The sequence below is a fragment of the Citrobacter amalonaticus genome, assembly GCF_037053465.1.
In the GTDB taxonomy this organism is placed as follows: Bacteria; Pseudomonadota; Gammaproteobacteria; order Enterobacterales; family Enterobacteriaceae; genus Citrobacter_A; species Citrobacter_A amalonaticus_H.
In genome coordinates this window covers 161,656-180,061 of sequence record NZ_JBALIF010000006.1, presented here as the reverse complement: position 1 = coordinate 180,061, position 18,406 = coordinate 161,656, and the positions used below count along the sequence as shown (strand labels likewise).

General features: G+C 54.4%; 16 protein-coding genes. 11 read left to right on the top strand and 5 right to left on the bottom strand.

The genetic code is table 11. From position 1 onward, the window contains the following. Positions 1-9 precede the first annotated feature (9 nt). The gene (locus tag WB371_RS12315; protein WP_420704046.1) at positions 10-1,134 is read right to left on the bottom strand and encodes a muconate cycloisomerase family protein; all 1,125 of its coding nucleotides are present in this window, start codon (positions 1,132-1,134) and stop codon (positions 10-12) included. Between the two features lie 259 nt (positions 1,135-1,393). Between WB371_RS12315 and WB371_RS12310 the strand changes: the two genes are divergently transcribed. The 7 genes from WB371_RS12310 (at position 1,394) to narI (ending at position 11,225) form a co-directional block, all read left to right on the top strand. Next, on the top strand, positions 1,394-2,191 hold the full coding sequence (locus tag WB371_RS12310) for an IclR family transcriptional regulator domain-containing protein (protein ID WP_336220355.1): 798 nt from the start codon (positions 1,394-1,396) through the stop codon (positions 2,189-2,191). 67 nt (positions 2,192-2,258) lie between these two features. Next, on the top strand, positions 2,259-2,837 hold the full coding sequence (locus WB371_RS12305) for a TetR family transcriptional regulator (protein WP_336220354.1): 579 nt from the start codon (positions 2,259-2,261) through the stop codon (positions 2,835-2,837). 214 nt (positions 2,838-3,051) lie between these two features. Further along, positions 3,052-4,440: a NarK family nitrate/nitrite MFS transporter gene (locus WB371_RS12300; RefSeq protein ID WP_336220353.1), complete on the top strand. Its 1,389-nt coding sequence runs from the start codon at positions 3,052-3,054 to the stop codon at positions 4,438-4,440. 131 nt (positions 4,441-4,571) lie between these two features. After that, positions 4,572-8,312 carry a nitrate reductase subunit alpha gene (locus tag WB371_RS12295; protein WP_336220352.1) on the top strand — a complete coding sequence of 1,247 codons (3,741 nt, stop codon included), beginning with the start codon at positions 4,572-4,574 and terminating at the stop codon, positions 8,310-8,312. Continuing rightward, on the top strand, positions 8,309-9,853 hold the full coding sequence (gene narH / locus WB371_RS12290) for a nitrate reductase subunit beta (RefSeq protein ID WP_336220351.1): 1,545 nt from the start codon (positions 8,309-8,311) through the stop codon (positions 9,851-9,853). Before WB371_RS12295 ends, narH begins: the two co-directional genes overlap by 4 nt. Then, positions 9,853-10,548 carry a nitrate reductase molybdenum cofactor assembly chaperone gene (narW, locus tag WB371_RS12285; RefSeq protein ID WP_336220493.1) on the top strand — a complete coding sequence of 232 codons (696 nt, stop codon included), beginning with the start codon at positions 9,853-9,855 and terminating at the stop codon, positions 10,546-10,548. Before narH ends, narW begins: the two co-directional genes overlap by 1 nt. Further along, positions 10,545-11,225, top strand: a complete 681-nt coding sequence (gene narI / locus WB371_RS12280) for a respiratory nitrate reductase subunit gamma (protein WP_336220350.1) — start codon at positions 10,545-10,547, stop codon at positions 11,223-11,225. Before narW ends, narI begins: the two co-directional genes overlap by 4 nt. A 36-nt stretch (positions 11,226-11,261) precedes the next feature. Here the strand turns inward: narI and nhoA are convergent, their stop codons facing one another. Further along, entirely contained in the window at positions 11,262-12,107 is an 846-nt protein-coding gene (gene nhoA / locus WB371_RS12275) for an N-hydroxyarylamine O-acetyltransferase (RefSeq protein ID WP_336220349.1), read from the bottom strand. 139 nt (positions 12,108-12,246) lie between these two features. On the opposite strand from nhoA, the gene WB371_RS12270 reads away from it, so the two are divergent. Next, positions 12,247-12,816, top strand: a complete 570-nt coding sequence (locus WB371_RS12270; RefSeq protein ID WP_336220348.1) for a flavin reductase family protein — start codon at positions 12,247-12,249, stop codon at positions 12,814-12,816. On the opposite strand, the gene WB371_RS12265 is transcribed toward WB371_RS12270, so the two are convergent. Continuing rightward, positions 12,817-13,572 carry a DeoR/GlpR family DNA-binding transcription regulator gene (locus WB371_RS12265; RefSeq protein ID WP_336220347.1) on the bottom strand — a complete coding sequence of 252 codons (756 nt, stop codon included), beginning with the start codon at positions 13,570-13,572 and terminating at the stop codon, positions 12,817-12,819. A 151-nt stretch (positions 13,573-13,723) separates the two neighbouring features. On the opposite strand from WB371_RS12265, the gene WB371_RS12260 reads away from it, so the two are divergent. Continuing rightward, the gene (locus WB371_RS12260; RefSeq protein ID WP_336220346.1) at positions 13,724-14,086 is read left to right on the top strand and encodes a DUF4406 domain-containing protein; all 363 of its coding nucleotides are present in this window, start codon (positions 13,724-13,726) and stop codon (positions 14,084-14,086) included. A gap of 46 nt (positions 14,087-14,132) precedes the next feature. On the opposite strand, the gene pptA is transcribed toward WB371_RS12260, so the two are convergent. Then, the gene (gene pptA, locus WB371_RS12255) at positions 14,133-14,360 is read right to left on the bottom strand and encodes a tautomerase PptA (RefSeq protein WP_336220345.1); all 228 of its coding nucleotides are present in this window, start codon (positions 14,358-14,360) and stop codon (positions 14,133-14,135) included. A gap of 64 nt (positions 14,361-14,424) precedes the next feature. Further along, entirely contained in the window at positions 14,425-15,429 is a 1,005-nt protein-coding gene (locus tag WB371_RS12250; protein WP_336220344.1) for a LacI family DNA-binding transcriptional regulator, read from the bottom strand. A gap of 318 nt (positions 15,430-15,747) precedes the next feature. Here WB371_RS12250 and WB371_RS12245 point away from each other — a divergent pair, with 318 nt between their 5' ends. Both WB371_RS12245 and WB371_RS12240 read left to right on the top strand, forming a co-directional pair. Beyond that, positions 15,748-16,944, top strand: coding sequence for an L-talarate/galactarate dehydratase (locus WB371_RS12245; RefSeq protein ID WP_336220342.1), 1,197 nt, complete (start codon positions 15,748-15,750; stop codon positions 16,942-16,944). A gap of 73 nt (positions 16,945-17,017) precedes the next feature. Next, a complete protein-coding gene (locus tag WB371_RS12240; protein WP_336220341.1) occupies positions 17,018-18,328 on the top strand; it encodes an MFS transporter in 1,311 nt (436 codons plus the stop codon). The last annotated feature ends 78 nt before the right edge of the window (positions 18,329-18,406 follow it).

Below are 18,406 nucleotides of genomic sequence, written 5' to 3'. Positions count from 1 at the left end.
GGTCTCCTGTTATTCCCGACGCTTGCGGGCATAAAAATGCAGTTTTTCTTCATCCAGTTCGACCCCAAGTCCCGGCGTCTGCGGCAACGTCACGCCGCCATCGGCAAAGGATAAGGGCGTACTGACAATGTCGTCTTTTAACAGCAGCGGTCCGAACATTTCCGTCCCCCACGGCAGTGGCAACGTGGACCACGCATGCAGTGACGCCACGGTGCCGATAGTGCCTTCCAGCATGGTGCCGCCGTACAGCCCGATGCCCGCCGCCTGCGCCACGTGCGCCAGTTTTACTACGCTGTCAGGTCCGCCCGCTTTGGCAATTTTCAGCGCGTACGCCCCGCTGAAACCGTGTTGGGCCAGGCGATAGCCGTCGAAATGGCTCGCCACCGATTCATCCGCGAGGATCGCCGTTTCAATCGTCTGGCTGAGACGAACCAGCGCATCGCTGTCCTGAGCACTCACCGGTTGTTCAATCAACTCAACGCCCATGGCGGCCAATTCCCGGCATCCTCTGGCGGCGGAAGTGGCATCCCACGCCTGGTTGACATCCACACGGATGCTGGCGCGATCGCCCAGCGCTTCCACAATGGCGCGGGTATGGCGCAGGTCGGTCGCCAGCTCCCTGGCGCCGATTTTCAACTTAAACGCCCGGTGCCGCCCTTCGTCCAGCAGGCGCTGCCCCTCCGCAATATCGCTCTCGGTATTTCCGCTCGCCAGCGTCCATAATACGGATAATGTCGTGTTCAGCGCGCCGCCCAACAGTGCGGAAACCGGCAACCCCAGCGCTTTCCCCTGCGCGTCCAGCAACGCGGTTTCAATGGCTGATTTGGCAAATGTATTGCCTTTGATTGCACTATTGATACGTGCGGTCAGCGCGTTGAGATTGTCTGCTGGCTGCCCCTTCAACAGTGGAGTGAAATAGTGAGTGATGGCAGACTGGATGGCCTCCGGACTTTCAACGCCGTAGCTCAGTCCACCAATGGTGGTCGCTTCGCCAATGCCGAAAATTCCATCAGAACGCGTGAGGCGGACAATCACCAGCGTCTGGCAGCCCATGGTGGTCATAGACAGTTTGTGCGGGCGAATGGTTGGTACATCAACCAGCCAGCTTTCAATACGTTCAATGGTCGCAGTCATCGTTTCTTCCTGAGCAGCTATGTCATCACTTTTTGTGTCACCGGCGATAACCTGGGGTGACGATGCTTCTGACAATAGGTGCGCGTTACTGACATGGTCAACGGCGATTATCGAAATGTTGTGCGATAATCGGCGCGGTTGTTACGTTGAAGTTAATAATGTGATCCCTGTGGTAAAACGGGGATATTCCCCTGCCAGCACCACGACTCACGGTATAGTTGAGCGGTTGAAGATTTGCATTGCGCAGGAGAAAGACTCAATGAGCGATAAAAATCAGTCGGTTATCAGCAATGATGCCGTGAAGTCAGATCCTAACTTTATGCTGTCTCTGGCCCGCGGTCTGGAGGTGCTTAATGCCTTTACCCCCCAGCGTCAGCGGCTGACCATTTCCCAGCTAAGCCAGAAAACGCAGATCTCCCGCGCCGCAGTGCGTCGTTGTCTCTATACCCTGGCGGCGCTGGGAATGGTGCACAGCCCTGATGGACGCAGTTACGAATTATTGCCACGCGTCCTCGCCGTGGGGCATGCCTATCTCGCGGGCACGCCGCTGGCAAAAGTGGCACAGGCGGTGCTGGATAATCTGGGAAAATCGCTCGGCGAATCCTGCTCGGCGGCCACGCTCGATGGCGATAACGTCCTGTATATCGCCCGCGCAGCGGTCAATAACCTGCTCAGCATCGACATCGGCCGCGGCAGCCGATTGCCCGCCTGGGCGACCTCCATGGGGCGCGTATTGCTTAGCGCCCTGCCAGAGGAACAGCTTGAAGTGACGTTGTCACGAGCACAGCTACTGCGCTACACCCCGCACACCCTCTGCGATTTGCCCTCACTGCGGGAAGAAATTGCGCGAGTGCGTATTCAGGGATACGCCCTGGCTGATCGGCAAATGGAAGTCGGACTCTGTTCGCTCGCCGTTCCACTGCTCTCGCGGGCGGGTACGGTGGTCGCCGCGCTGAACGTGGGCGTTCCTGCATCGTCAATGAGCGCCGCGGCACTGAAAGAGAAAGCGCTGGCCCCCCTGCGGCGAGCCGCCATGGAGCTTTCGCTTCAGTTGTAGCCTGTCACAATTGAACGGTTGTCCAGCTTATTGTTACACTGCACCATCAGGAAGATGAGGATGGTGTATGAGTTATCTGAACAAAGACGAGCGTCGCGACGTTATTTTACAGGCCGCCATGCGCGTGGCCCTGGAAGAGGGTTTTTCTGCCATGACGGTCAGGCGAATTGCCACAGAGGCTAACGTTGCGACCGGACAAGTCCATCACCACTTCACCTGCGCAGGAGAACTGAAGTCTCAGGCCTTTATTCGCCTTATTCGAACGCTGCTTGATGCCGGGGTGGTGCCGGATGACGCCAGTTGGCGCCTGCGATTACACGCGATGCTGGGTAGCGACGACGGCGGATTCGAACCCTACATTAAGCTCTGGCGGGAAGCGCAAATCCTCGCGGACAAAGATCCGGACATTAAAAGCGCCTATCTTCTGACCATGCGAATGTGGCATGAGGAAACCACCGCGCTTATTGAACAAGGACTCGCCGCCGGTGAGTTTTCTACCCGTGCAACACCTGCGGACGTTGCCTGGCGCTTAATCGCGCTGGTGTGCGGTCTTGATGGTATGTATGTGCTTGGCATCCAGGAAATGGCCGATCCCGCATTTGAGCGGCATCTGGATCATATGATTACCCTCGAACTCTTTTCCTGATGGTTAAGATGTTAAATGCATACATCTTTTATTTACATTCAGTAACACTTAAGCAACCTGTTATCTCCCCTTCACTCCGCGTAGTTGCGCTTTTTTATCTATCCTTTCATCAATATTCATAAAAGTATTAATAAATTCTAAAAAGGGCGAATAGCGCCCTTTACGAAACCGTTTTGTCTTTTTTCATGAACGACATGGGCATGTGAGAGGGTATATGGCGCAACAAAATGAGAAAAACAACCGTTATCTGTTGAGTGACTGGGCACCCGAGAATCCGGCATTTTGGGAGAATAAAGGAAAACACATTGCACGAAGAAATCTATGCATTTCAGTTGCTTGCTTATTATTGGCTTTCTGCGTCTGGATGCTATTCAGCGCCGTCGCCGTTAATCTCAATAAAATTGGTTTTAATTTCACCACCGACCAACTCTTTTTATTAACCGCATTACCGTCTCTTTCTGGCGCAATATTACGCGTTCCCTACTCCTTTATGGTGCCACTATTTGGTGGACGCCGCTGGACCGTTTTTAGTACCGCCATCCTGATTATTCCGTGCGTCTGGCTGGGTTTTGCAGTGCAAAACACGGCCACCCCTTTCGGGGTATTTATTGTGATTGCGCTGTTATGCGGTTTCGCCGGCGCAAACTTTGCCTCCAGCATGGGCAACATCAGCTTCTTTTTCCCGAAAGCAAAACAAGGCAGCGCCCTGGGCGTGAACGGTGGTCTGGGAAATCTTGGCGTGAGTGTAATGCAACTGGTCGCCCCGCTGGTGATCTTCCTGCCCATGTTTGCTTTTCTTGGCGTTCAGGGCGTACCGCAACCCGATGGTTCGCTGCTCTCTCTGGCAAACGCCGCCTGGATTTGGGTACCGCTATTAGCCATTGCCACCCTTGCTGCGTGGCTTGGCACCAATGATATTGCCAGTTCCAAAGCGTCAATTGCCTCTCAGCTCCCGGTGCTGAAGCGGTTTCATCTCTGGCTGTTGAGTCTGCTCTATCTGGCGACCTTCGGATCGTTTATTGGTTTTTCAGCCGGTTTCGCCATGCTGGCGAAAACACAGTTCCCGGATGTGAACATCCTCAAACTGGCGTTCTTTGGCCCGTTCATTGGCGCGCTGGCTCGATCTGCTGGTGGCGTTATCTCCGACAAATTCGGCGGCGTTCGCGTGACGCTGATTAACTTTATCTTTATGGCCCTCTTTTCAGCGTTGCTGTTCCTGACGCTTCCTGGCTCCGGATCCGGGAGCTTTATCGCTTTCTATCTGGTCTTTATGGGGCTGTTCTTAACCGCAGGTCTGGGAAGTGGTTCCACCTTCCAGATGATTGCCGTTATTTTCCGCCAGCTCACGATTTATAAGGTGAAACTGCGTGGTGGCAGCGACGAACAAGCCCAGCGTGAGGCGGTGACTGACACCGCCGCCGCGCTGGGCTTTATCTCAGCCATTGGTGCCGTTGGCGGCTTCTTCATCCCCAAAGCGTTCGGCACGTCGCTGGCAATGACCGGCTCCCCCGTCGGCGCAATGAAGATTTTCCTGGTGTTTTACATCGTCTGCGTCCTGATAACCTGGCTGGTTTATGGTCGCCGTAAACCGAAGCAAAAATAACAACATATTCACCGATGGTTTGTAGGTCGGATAAGGCGCTTGCGCCGCCATCCGGCAAGAATTTTATGCCTGATGGCGACGCCGAGGCGTCTTATCTGGCCTACAGGACCTTACGGAGCAGGAGAAATGTCATGAGTAAACTGTTGGATCGCTTCCGTTACTTCAAACAAAAAGGCGATACCTTTGCTGAGGGGCACGGCCAGGTGATGCATACCAACCGTGACTGGGAAGACAGCTATCGTCAGCGCTGGCAATTCGACAAAATTGTGCGCTCAACCCACGGCGTGAACTGTACCGGCTCCTGTAGCTGGAAAATTTACGTCAAAAATGGTCTGGTCACCTGGGAAACCCAGCAGACCGACTATCCCCGCACCCGCCCCGACCTGCCCAACCACGAGCCCCGCGGCTGCCCGCGCGGCGCCAGTTACTCCTGGTATCTGTACAGCGCCAACCGTCTGAAATACCCGCTGGTGCGCAAGCGTCTTATTGAACTGTGGCGCGAAGCGCTGTCCACGCATACCGATCCGGTACTGGCATGGGAATCGATCATGAATGACCCGCAAAAATGCCAGAGCTACAAACAGGTGCGCGGTCGTGGTGGATTTATTCGCTCGAACTGGAAAGAGCTCAATCAACTGATTGCTGCCGCCAACGTCTGGACCATCAAAACGTTTGGACCAGACCGTGTCGCTGGTTTTTCGCCGATCCCGGCGATGTCGATGGTCTCTTATGCGGCCGGTACGCGCTATCTTTCACTGCTGGGCGGCACCTGTCTCAGTTTCTACGACTGGTACTGCGACTTACCGCCCGCCTCGCCCATGACCTGGGGAGAGCAGACGGACGTACCGGAATCTGCTGACTGGTATAACTCCAGTTACATCATTGCCTGGGGGTCTAACGTGCCGCAAACGCGCACCCCGGATGCGCACTTCTTTACCGAAGTTCGCTACAAAGGCACGAAAACAGTGGCTATTACCCCCGACTTCTCCGAAGTTGCTAAGCTGAGCGATCAGTGGCTGGCACCAAAGCAAGGCACCGACAGCGCGCTGGCGATGGCAATGGGTCATGTTATCTTAAAAGAGTTCCACCTCGACAATCCCAGCGACTACTTCCTCAACTACTGCCGCCGCTATACCGACATGCCAATGCTGGTATTACTGGATCCCCGCGAAGATGGCAGTTTTGTACCGGGACGGATGCTGCGCGCCTCCGATCTGGTCGATGGCCTGGGCGAAAGCAATAACCCGGAGTGGAAAACCGTTGCGGTTAATCATAACGGCGAACTGGTGGTTCCCAACGGTTCAATCGGCTTTCGCTGGGGAGAAAAAGGCAAATGGAATCTGGAATCGCTGGCGGCTGACGCAGACATCACCTTGACGCTGTCATTACTTGAGCAGCGCGATGACGTGCTGGGCGTGGCGTTCCCCTATTTTGGCGGCAATGAAAACCCGCATTTTCGCAGCGTGAAGCAAGAGCCGGTGCTGGTGCGCCAGTTACCGGTGAAATACCTGACGCTTGCCGATGGTCGTCGTTCTCCAGTGGTCAGCGTTTACGATCTGATACTGGCAAACTATGGCCTCGATCGCGGTCTGGAAGACGCCTGCGGTGCGAAAGCGTATTCCGAGGTGAAAGCGTACACCCCGGCATGGGCGGAACAGATAACGGGCGTGCCGCGTTTCCAGATTGAAACCATCGCCCGTGAGTTCGCTGATACGGCGCATAAAACCCACGGACGCTCGATGATTATCCTCGGTGCCGGTGTTAACCACTGGTATCACATGGACATGAACTACCGCGGGATGATCAACATTCTCGTCTTCTGCGGCTGTGTGGGACAAAGCGGCGGCGGCTGGGCGCACTATGTCGGTCAGGAAAAGTTGCGTCCGCAAACCGGCTGGTTACCACTGGCCTTCGCGCTGGACTGGAACCGTCCGCCGCGCCAGATGAACAGCACCTCATTTTTCTATAATCACGCCAGCCAGTGGCGCTATGAAAAACTGACCGCGCAGGAACTGCTCTCGCCGCTGGCGGATGCCTCAACATTCTCCGGTCATCTGATCGATTTCAACGTGCGGTCGGAACGCATGGGCTGGCTCCCCTCGGCACCTCAGCTCAACCTCAATCCGCTGACGGTCAAAGCCCGCGCCGAAAAAGCCGGGTTAACGCCTGTGGAATATACTGTTGCAGCGCTGAAATCCGGCGATATCCGTTTTGCCTGCGAACAGCCCGACAGCGGCAAAAACCACCCGCGCAATATGTTTATCTGGCGTTCTAACCTGCTCGGTTCTTCCGGTAAGGGCCATGAATACATGCTCAAATATTTACTGGGCACCGAAAGCGGTATTCAGGGGGACGCGCTGGGCTCCAGCGACGGAATTAAACCTGAAGAAGTGGAATGGCAGTCGTCGGCCATTGAGGGCAAGCTTGACCTGCTGGTGACGCTCGATTTTCGCATGTCCAGCACCTGTCTCTTCTCCGATATCGTGTTGCCCACCGCCACCTGGTACGAGAAAGACGACATGAATACCTCGGATATGCATCCGTTTATTCACCCGTTGTCTGCGGCGGTGGATCCGGCGTGGGAGTCGAAAAGCGACTGGGAAATCTACAAAGGGATCGCGAAAGTCTTTTCCGAAGTCTGTGTCGGCCATCTTGGACAAGAAACCGACGTGGTGCTGCAACCACTACAGCACGACTCGCCGGCGGAACTCTCACAGCCTTTTGATATTCAGGACTGGCGTAAAGGGGAATGCGAGCTGATCCCCGGTAAAACCGCGCCGAATATCGCGGTGGTGGAACGTGACTATCCCGCCACCTATGAGCGTTTTACGTCACTCGGGCCGCTGATGGATAAGCTTGGCAACGGCGGCAAGGGGATCTCATGGAATACGCAGACGGAAGTCGATTTCCTCGGCAAGCTTAACTACACCAAACGTGAAGGCCCGGCCAAAGGCCGCCCGCTGATTGAAACGGCGCTGGATGCGTCGGAAGTGATCCTCGCTCTTGCGCCGGAGACCAACGGTCAGGTGGCGGTGAAAGCCTGGGAAGCGCTCGGCGCAATGACCGGCCGTGAGCATACGCACCTGGCGCTGAACAAAGAAGACGAAAAAATTCGTTTCCGCGATATTCAGGCGCAGCCGCGAAAAATCATCTCCAGCCCGACCTGGTCCGGTCTGGAGAGTGAGCATGTCTCCTATAACGCGGGCTATACCAATGTTCATGAGCTGATCCCGTGGCGCACGCTTTCGGGCCGTCAGCAGCTCTACCAGGATCATCAATGGATGCGGGCGTTTGGCGAAAGCCTGGTGGCATATCGTCCGCCGATCGACACCCGCAGCGTCAGTCAAATGCGCGAAATTCCACCCAACGGCTTTCCGGAGAAGGCGCTGAATTTCCTGACGCCGCACCAGAAATGGGGGATCCACTCCACCTACAGCGAAAACCTGTTAATGCTGACCTTATCGCGCGGCGGACCAATTGTCTGGATCAGCGAAACGGACGCGAAAGAACTGGGTATTGAAGATAACGACTGGATCGAGGCGTTCAACGCCAATGGCGCACTGACGGCCCGTGCGGTGGTCAGCCAGCGCGTCCCGCCAGGCATGACCATGATGTACCACGCCCAGGAGCGCATCATGAATATCCCCGGTTCGGAAGTTACCGGCATGCGCGGGGGTATCCACAACTCTGTCACCCGCGTGTGCCCTAAACCAACCCATATGATTGGCGGCTATGCGCAACTCGCTTACGGTTTTAACTACTACGGCACCGTCGGCTCCAACCGCGACGAGTTCATCATGATTCGAAAAATGAAACATATTGACTGGCTGGATGATGAAGGTCGGGATCAGGTACAGGAGACGAAAAAATGAAGATCCGTTCACAGGTTGGCATGGTACTGAATCTCGATAAATGCATTGGCTGTCATACCTGCTCCGTCACCTGTAAAAACGTCTGGACCGGACGTGAAGGCATGGAGTACGCGTGGTTTAACAACGTCGAGACCAAACCGGGCATCGGTTACCCGAAAAACTGGGAAGATCAGGAAGAATGGCAAGGCGGCTGGATGCGCGACGTAAACGGCAAGATCAGACCCCGTCTGGGCGGCAAAATGGGTGTGATTACCAAAATTTTTGCTAACCCGGTCATCCCGCAAATCGATGACTATTACGAGCCGTTTACCTTCGACTATCAGCACCTGCACAGCGCGCCGGAAGGAAAACATGTGCCCACCGCCCGTCCCCGCTCGCTGATAGACGGCAAGCGCATGGACAAAGTGATCTGGGGGCCGAACTGGGAAGAGTTGCTTGGCGGCGAATTTGAAAAACGCGCCCGCGACCGTAACTTCGACAACATGCAAAAAGAGATGTACGGGCAGTTTGAAAACACCTTCATGATGTATCTGCCGCGCCTGTGTGAACACTGCCTCAACCCCAGTTGTGTCGCCACCTGTCCGAGCGGCGCTATCTACAAGCGTGAAGAAGATGGCATTGTGCTGATCGATCAGGATAAGTGCCGGGGCTGGCGGTTGTGCATCAGCGGCTGCCCGTACAAGAAAATCTACTTCAACTGGAAAAGCGGTAAGTCGGAAAAATGTATTTTCTGCTATCCGCGCATTGAATCCGGTCAGCCAACCGTCTGTTCCGAAACCTGCGTCGGACGTATCCGCTATCTTGGCGTCCTGCTCTATGATGCGGATCGCATTGAAGAAGCCGCCAGCACAGAACACGAAACCGATCTCTATGAGCGCCAGTGCGACGTGTTTCTGAATCCAAATGACCCGGCGGTTATTGAAGAGGCGCTTAAACAGGGCATTCCGCAAAATGTCATCGACGCGGCGCAGCGTTCACCGGTCTATAAGATGGCGATGGACTGGAAGCTGGCCCTGCCATTGCATCCGGAATACCGCACTCTGCCGATGGTCTGGTACGTACCGCCTTTGTCGCCCATTCAGTCGTATGCCGACGCCGGTGGCCTGCCGAAAAGCGACGGCGTTCTTCCGGCGATCGAAAGCCTGCGTATCCCGGTACAGTACCTCGCCAATATGCTCAGCGCGGGCGATACCGGCCCGGTGCTGCGCGCGCTGAAACGCATGATGGCAATGCGCCATTACATGCGTTCACAAACCGTGGAAGGGGTTACCGACACCCGGGCGATCGATGAAGTGGGCTTAAGCGTGGAGCAGATTGAAGAGATGTACCGCTATCTGGCGATCGCCAACTACGAAGACCGCTTTGTGATCCCGACCAGCCACCGCGAAATGGCACGTGATGCTTTCCCGGAACGCAACGGCTGCGGCTTCACCTTTGGCGACGGTTGCCACGGTTCAGATACCAAATTCAATCTGTTCAACAGCAGCCGCATTGACGCCATCAACATCACCGAAGTGCGTGACAAGGCGGAGGGGGAATGATGCAAATCCTCAAGGTGATTGGCCTGCTGATGGAATACCCGGATGAACTACTGTGGGAATGTAAGGACGATGCGCTCGCCCTGGTGCGCCACGATGCACCGATGCTCACCGGGTTCACCCGCGAACTGCTCAGCGCGCCGCTGCTCGATAAACAGGCGCAGTGGTGCGAAGTCTTTGACCGTGGCCGTGCCACCTCATTGCTGCTGTTTGAGCATGTGCATGCGGAATCCCGCGATCGCGGTCAGGCGATGGTTGACCTGCTGGCGCAGTACGAAAAAGTGGGTTTGCAGCTCGACTGTCGCGAACTTCCGGATCATCTGCCGTTATATCTCGAATACCTGAGCGTGCTGCCGGAAGCGCAAGCCCGCGAAGGATTGCAGAACGTCGCCCCGATTCTGGCGCTGCTGGGCGGACGATTAAAACAGCGCGGCACGCCGTGGTATCAGCTATTTGACGCTTTGCTTTCACTGGCTGGCAGCCCGCTTTCCAGTGACAGTGTCACTAAGCAGGTCGACAACGAAACGCGTGACGATACCCGTCAGGCACTCGACGCCGTCTGGGAAGAAGAACAGGTGAAATTTATTGAAGACAACGCCACGGCCTGTGACAGTTCTCCGTTGCAGCACTATCAACGACGCTTTAGCCAGGACGTCGCACCGCAATATGTCGATGTCAGCGCGGGAGGCCCGAAATGATACAGTACCTGAACGTCTTTTTTTACGACATTTATCCTTACCTCTGTGCGACGGTCTTTTTCCTCGGCAGTTGGCTGCGCTATGACTATGGGCAATACACCTGGCGCGCCTCATCCAGCCAGATGCTGGATAAGCGCGGAATGGTGATTTGGTCAAACCTCTTCCACATCGGCATTCTGGGGATCTTCTTTGGGCACCTGTTCGGCATGTTAACCCCGCACTGGATGTATGCCTGGTTTCTGCCCATCGCGGTTAAACAACAAATGGCCATGATCATGGGCGGCGTGTGTGGCGTGCTGACGCTGATTGGCGGTGCGGGACTTCTCTGGCGCCGCCTGACCAATCAACGCGTACGCGCAACCTCCACAACGGCAGACATTCTGATCATGAGTATTTTACTGATTCAGTGTCTGCTGGGATTAAGCACCATCCCGTTTTCCGCACAGCATCCAGACGGCAGCGAAATGATGAAACTGGTGGGCTGGGCGCAAAGTATTGTGACCTTCCGCGGTGGTTCATCTGAAATGCTGACGGGCGTGGCGTTTGTCTTCCGCGTGCATCTGGTGCTGGGGATGACTATCTTCCTGCTCTTCCCGTTCACCCGTCTGGTTCACGTCTGGAGCGCGCCGTTTGAGTATTTTACGCGCCGCTACCAGATGGTCCGTTCCCGCCGCTAATGCTTCTGCCCGGCGGGCAATCTGCCGGGCGACATCTCACTTTCCGGCTTCCGGATGGGTATCAAACGCCGCCATCACTCTGCCTAATTCCGCTTCGGTAAAGCCATGTCTGGGGTCATTCACACCCAGGCCAAAACGTTCCTGCATCAGCGAATATAGTGATGAAGCATCCGGCAGATGGATCTGCTCGACCGCCCGCCCATTTTCATAATGGGTGAAATGAAAGTTGGTCAGCGTCAGCTTCCCGCCGTCCGGCAAATGACGGCACATCAGCAGATGGTGGCGAAAATGCGACTGCGGCCAGTGCGCTGACCAGAAATTACCGATCACATGATCGCTTTGCTGCTGCGTAACCAAATCGAAACGGTACATCGACTGCCAGTGTTCGTGATGGCGGAACTGCAATATCCAGTCATCCCCCTCCTGCAACAAGCGGTATTCGCCGTGCGGTGTTTGCTGTGCGATATCCGCCTGTAAACGAATCGGCGCGGTCAGCGTCTGACCACCAAAACCGACATCGGCAATCCAGGCTTCGCCGTCCAGTTCAACCAGCAGCAGACGGTGTGTACGTGGCGGCAGGCTTGGCGGATTCGCCAGCACCACGCGTCCCAGCAGACTGCGGACCATAAAGCCCAGTTCGCGCAACACCCGTTCAAACACGCCATTTTGCTCAAAACAATAGCCGCCGCGACGCGCCGTAATCAGTTTCTCCTCAAGCGACAGATCGTCAAGCTGCATTTCCCGCGGCAGCAGAACATCCAGATTTTCAAAGGGGATCGTACAGTTATGTTGCAGGTGCAGTGCCCGAAGCGTCTCGATGCCAACTTCAGTGCGCCCGGACCAGTTTAATCGGGCAAAATACGCATTCAGGATCGGTGTCATCAGGTTTCCTGTGGTGAGACTTTCAGTTAATTCACCGAGTATAAACGATGTCCCAAAAGAGTGAGACAGATGTTATTCCCCGGTTGGCGCAATGCCGGTTTTCATTAATACTCAGAAAAAACCGTTGCGAGACAATCTTATGAGCCGATTCCATCCTGTCGAATTACGCCATGCCAGCCGCCTGCTCAATCATGGCCCTACGGTGCTGATTACCAGCCGTGACACTATCAGCAACAGGCGAAATATTATGGCAGCCGCCTGGTCAATGCCCGTTGAATTTGCGCCGCCGCGAATCGCGATTGTGGTTGATAAAACGGCCTGGTCGCGTGAATTAATTGAATACAGCGGTATGTTTGGCATCGTCATTCCCGGCGTGGCGGCAACTAACTGGACGTATGCCGTCGGCAGCGTGACCGGGCGCGACGAAGATAAATTCAACTGTTATGGCATTCCGGTGGTTACGGGGCCGGTATTAGGCTTGCCGGTCGTAGAGGAGAAATGTCTCGCCTGGATGGAGTGTCGGCTGCTGCCCGCCACGGCAGCGCAGGAGAAGTACGACACCTTATTCGGTGAAGTGGTCAGCGCCGCCGCGGACGAACGGGTATTTATCGATGGCCGCTGGCAGTTTGATGACGACAAACTCAATACCCTGCATCACCTCGGCGCAGGGACCTTTGTCACCAGCGGCAAACGCGTCACCGCGGGATAATCAGGCTTTCACTACCGTAATCCCTTTCGCCGCCATCGCCTTAACCCAGCCGTCGTCGGTGTTTTCCTCAACGACGACGGTATTGATGAGGGAGACGCTGCCAATCGTAAATGGCGAGGCGGTGCTTATCTTTTCCGGTGAGGCGAGGACAATGGTTTCTGCGGCTCTGCCGGAAAATGCACGTTTGATGCACGCTTCTTCGTAATCTCCGGTGGTTAAGCCCGCCTCCGGGTGGATGCCCGTGACCCCCATGAAAAAGAGATCGGCCTGAATGTTGCCAATTCCCTCCATCGCCGCCGCCCCAACCGTGACGATGGAGTGTTTAAACACCCGACCGCCGATCAGTATGATCTCGATAAGTGGATGATTAACAAGGCCCAGCGCGATCCCCGGACTATGGGTCACCACAGTGATATTGAGATCGTCAGGCAGACAGGCGATAAGCTCTGTGGTCGTTGTACCGCCGTCAATAATCACCACCTGGCCTGGGGAAATGAGCGTGGCCCCCTTCTGCGCAAGTCGCCTTTTTGCATCCGTTTTCAACGACTTTCTTTCGAGAAAGGAGCCAGTGGCGGACGAGGATGGCAGCGCCCCGCCATGCACGCGCTGTAAAAAACCGTCGGCAGCGAGTTCCCGCAAATCGCGTCGGATAGTGTCTTCAGAGACCGCAAACCGTTGGCTAAGCGCTTTCGACAACACCTGACCTTCTGCGGCCAGCAGCTCCAGTATCACTTTCTTACGCTGATCGGTGAGCATACGTTTTTTCCTGAATATGCACGATTGATCTTGATCGTGCACGAATTTGCTGTTTATGATGTTTACTGTACAAACAGAAAGCCGATCAGGCAATCAAAACGTGCAGAAATACGCATTTCTGCTTCATGCAAACACTGAATGAGAACTCGACATGACCGCACAATTAATTTTAATCGCTGGCCCCTGGCGAAGTGGTACGGAAGGTAAACAAGAACTGATGGACGCCAACCTTCTGCGTCTCGAAGAAGCGGCCCTGGCGGTATATCAGCGCGGGCATGTTCCGGTGATTGGCGAATGGCTGGCGTTACCGCTGGCAAAAGCAGCCGGATCCACCGCGTTGGATGACGACATCAGCGAGTCAATGATCTACCCGGTCGCCCACCGTCTTATTACGCGCTGTGATGCGATATATCGAATTGCGGGTGCGTCACGCGGGGCCGATATGGATATTGAGGTCGCCCGTGAGCATGGGCTAAACATCTATACCGCGCTTGAGGATATTCCGTTGCTCTGACGGTAAAATGTACGCCCGGTCAGCGTTCGCGTCCGGGCATAATTTTTTACATGCTGTAGCCGGGTTTTTTAATCAATTCTTCCATCTGCGGCTTAATTTCGCTGTCCCAAATCCCCTGCCACTGCTCTTCGGGAATTTGATTAAGCGCCACGCTCACCGAGCGCTCTTTACTGTTCAGATGACGAATAATGACGTCGGTAATGTCTGCGGCCAGCGCCGCTTTTTGTTCATCATTAAGGTCGCGGGGAAAACATTTAATATCAACGTGCGGCATGGCAGATTCCTTATTGGTAGTGTGCGAGTAAAACTAGCACAGTTGAACTGAAGCCTGTGTCGGTTTATGCGGACTCACGCTCAACCAGGTGAAAACCAATATCGATAATGGCCTCTTCGCCCGCTCTCTGTTCTATCCGGTTAGCCAATAGCGTAGCAGCGCGCTGTCCAATGGCACGCCGGTCCACGCTGACAGTGGTGATTGACGGACGGTTACTGGCGGCAAAATCGAGATCGCCAAACCCGATGACGGCCAGATCCTGCGGAATGCGTAAGCCCCGGCTTTCCGCTTCCATCATCGCCCCCTGCGCAAGGGTGTCGGAACTACAGACAATCACATCGAACGCCCCTTCGGCAAAAAGCTGCGAGAGTCCGCTGCGTCCAAGTGACAGTGAGGCAGGAAGCGGCACATCGATCTGCGGCACTTCAGAGATATTATGTCCAGCCAGTACGCTGCACAGCCCTTGTTTACGCTGGCCGGCCCGGCGATCGGCCGTCCACAGTAAACCGGGTCGACGATACCCTTTACGCAACAGATACTCACCCGTAGCCTGGCCGACCTTTTCATGGGAGAAGCCGACCAGCATATCGAGCGGCGTTGGCGTCAGATCCCAAATTTCGACTACCGGAATGGCTGCGTTCAGGATCACTTTTTTTAGTTCGCTGGTGTGATGAATGCCGGTTAATACCACGCCGTCGGGACGGCGAGAAAGCAACGTCGCCACCAGTTCCGCTTCCGTTTGTTCGGTATAACCCGCGACACACAGCAGAATATGATAGCCACGCCTTGCCAGCTCATCGCTCAACGACTGAATGGTATCCACAAACATGTTGTTATTGATTTGTGGTACGACGACAGCGATTAATTTGCTGCGCCGCGACGCCAGCCCTCCTGCCAGTGCGTTGGGAATATAGCCCGTGGTACGCACCGCCTGCATCACTCTTTCAACGGTTTTCGGACGCACCAGTTGCGGCGTGTTCAGCGCGCGGCTCACCGTCATGGACGATAATCCAGCGCTGCGGGCAACATCTTCCAGCGTCGGCGCGCGAGGGGATTTAGTGCTCTTCACGGTTGATGCCCTTGTAAAAATTGCTGATTTATCGATGCATTATTCATCATGCTTAGGGCTAATTCCAGCTTCAACCCCGGAAACGCCGCAAATACAGCATGTTAGCTGTAACGTGCTATACATAAAATGTTAGCGCCATCATTGTATGTTGTGCATTTTAACAGAGACGTCTGGAACGTGACATTGTTTGCAGGAAATCTCCTTCTTTATTCGCCATATGTGATCAATTGTTCAAATCAACATCAACTCTCTGGATTTATAAAAAGCCTAATAATAGAAATGTTAGCGCAATCATTTTGTATCAATAAGGAGAGTAACATGTCTTTAAGCGCGAATTCTGAAGCGGTAACCTATGCCAAAGCGGCCAATGCACGTACCGCAGCGGAAACCGGTGACCGTATCGAGTGGGTAAAGTTGTCACTGGCGTTTCTCCCACTGGCAACGCCGGTAAGTGACGCGAAAGTGTTGACCGGACGCCAGAAACCTCTCACCGAGGTAGCTATCATCATCGCCGAGATCCGTACCCGTGATGGCTTCGATGGCGTGGGATTCAGCTATTCAAAACGTGCAGGCGGTCAGGGCATTTATGCGCATGCGAAAGAGATTGCCGACAATCTGCTGGGGGAAGATCCTAATGACATCGATAAGATCTACACCAAACTGTTGTGGGCTGGCGCATCTGTAGGACGTAGCGGCATGGCGGTTCAGGCCATCTCCCCTATCGATATCGCCCTCTGGGATATGAAAGCCAAACGTGCCGGCTTGCCACTGGCTAAATTGTTAGGCGCGCACCGCGATTCCGTGCAGTGCTACAACACCTCAGGCGGTTTCCTGCATACACCGCTCGATCAGGTATTGAAAAATGTGGTGATTTCACGTGAAAACGGCATCGGCGGTATCAAGCTGAAAGTGGGACAGCCAGACTGCGCTGAGGATATCCGCCGCTTAACCGCCGTGCGCGAAGCCCTGGGTGACGACTTCCCGCTAATGGTGGACGCCAACCAGCAATGGGATCGTGAAACCGCCATTCGCATGGGACGAAAAATGGAGCAGTTCAATCTCATCTGGATTGAGGAGCCACTGGACGCCTACGATGTAGAAGGCCACGCTCAGCTTGCCGCCGCACTGGACACGCCCATCGCGACCGGCGAAATGCTTACCAGCTTCCGTGAACATGAACAGCTCATTCTCGGCAACGCCAGCGACTTCGTTCAGCCCGATGCCCCACGTGTTGGCGGTATCTCACCGTTCCTGAAGATCATGGATCTGGCTGCAAAGCACGGTCGTAAACTCGCCCCACATTTTGCCATGGAAGTTCACCTTCATCTCTCTGCAGCCTATCCGCTGGAACCGTGGCTGGAACATTTCGAATGGCTGAACCCACTGTTTAATGAGCAGCTTGAGCTGCGCGACGGGCGTATGTGGATTTCGGATCGTCATGGTCTGGGCTTCACCCTGAGCGAACAGGCTCGCCGCTGGACACAATTAAGCTGCGAATTTGGTAAACGTCCTTAATGTCTGTGGGCGGGACGCCTTCCCGCTCGCTTACCCTACACAACGCTTTCTGCCCTTACCTGAGGAGTAGAGAATGAACACTATAATAAAGCGCAGCAAAGTGCGTTACAGCATTCTGATATTTTTATTTCTCGCAACCGTCTTTAATTATGCCGATCGCGCCACGTTATCTGTCGTCGCGCCTATTATGAGTAAAGAGTTGGGTTTTGACCCGGAAGCTATGGGTCTGGCTTTTTCCTCTTTTGGGATTGCCTATGTCATTATGCAATTACCCGGCGGCTGGTTATTAGACCGGTACGGTTCTCGCCTCGTCTATGGCTGCGCACTCATCGGATGGTCGCTGGTCACCATGTTTCAGGGCACCATTTATCTGTATGCCAGCCCGTTGATTGTTCTGATTATTTTGCGTTTACTGATGGGTGCTATTGAAGCCCCGGCTTTCCCGGCAAACAGCCGCTTGAGCGTGCAGTGGTTTCCGAATAATGAACGCGGTTTTGTGACGTCGGTCTATCAGGCAGCACAATATATCTCGCTGGGGATTATTACCCCGCTGATGACCATTATTCTGCATAATTTAAGTTGGCATTTTGTCTTTTATTATATCGGTGCTATTGGCGTGATCCTTGGCATATTCTGGTTAATTAACGTCAAAGACCCTATGCACCACCCTAAAGTCAACCAACAAGAAATTGACTATATTCGCGATGGCGGTGGTGAACCGATGCTCGGCAGTAAAAAAGAGCCGCAAAAAGTCACTTTTGCACAAATCAAAAGCGTTTGCGTCAACCGGATGATGATTGGAGTCTACATTGGGCAGTTCTGTGTCACCTCCATCACCTGGTTCTTCCTGACCTGGTTTCCAACTTATTTGTATCAGGCCAAGGGGATGTCGATTCTGAAAGTGGGATTTGTCGCCAGTATTCCGGCCATTGCCGGGTTTATTGGCGGCCTGTTGGGGGGCGTTTTTTCCGACTGGTTACTCAAGCGCGGTTACAACCTGACTGTCGCGCGTAAATTGCCGGTTATCTGCGGGATGCTGCTCTCCTGTGTCATTGTTATTGCCAACTACACCTCGTCGGAATTCGTGGTGATCGCCGCGATGAGTCTGGCATTTTTTGCTAAAGGTTTCGGCAACCTCGGCTGGTGTGTCCTCAGTGATACCTCACCGAAAGAGGTACTGGGCATCGCCGGAGGGGTATTCAATATGTGTGGCAACATGGCAAGTATCATTACGCCACTGGTGATTGGGGTAATTCTGGCTAATACCCAGTCATTCGACTTTGCAATCCTGTATGTCGGTGCAATGGGACTTATTGGTCTCATCTCCTATCTGTTTATTGTCGGACCATTGGATCGCATTACACTGACACCGTCAGTTGCCTGATTGTCCGTATGGCGAATGCTTCGCCCCCGCTGTTCCGGGATTGCACTCCGTCGGAACAGCGTTTTTTATGTCATTTCC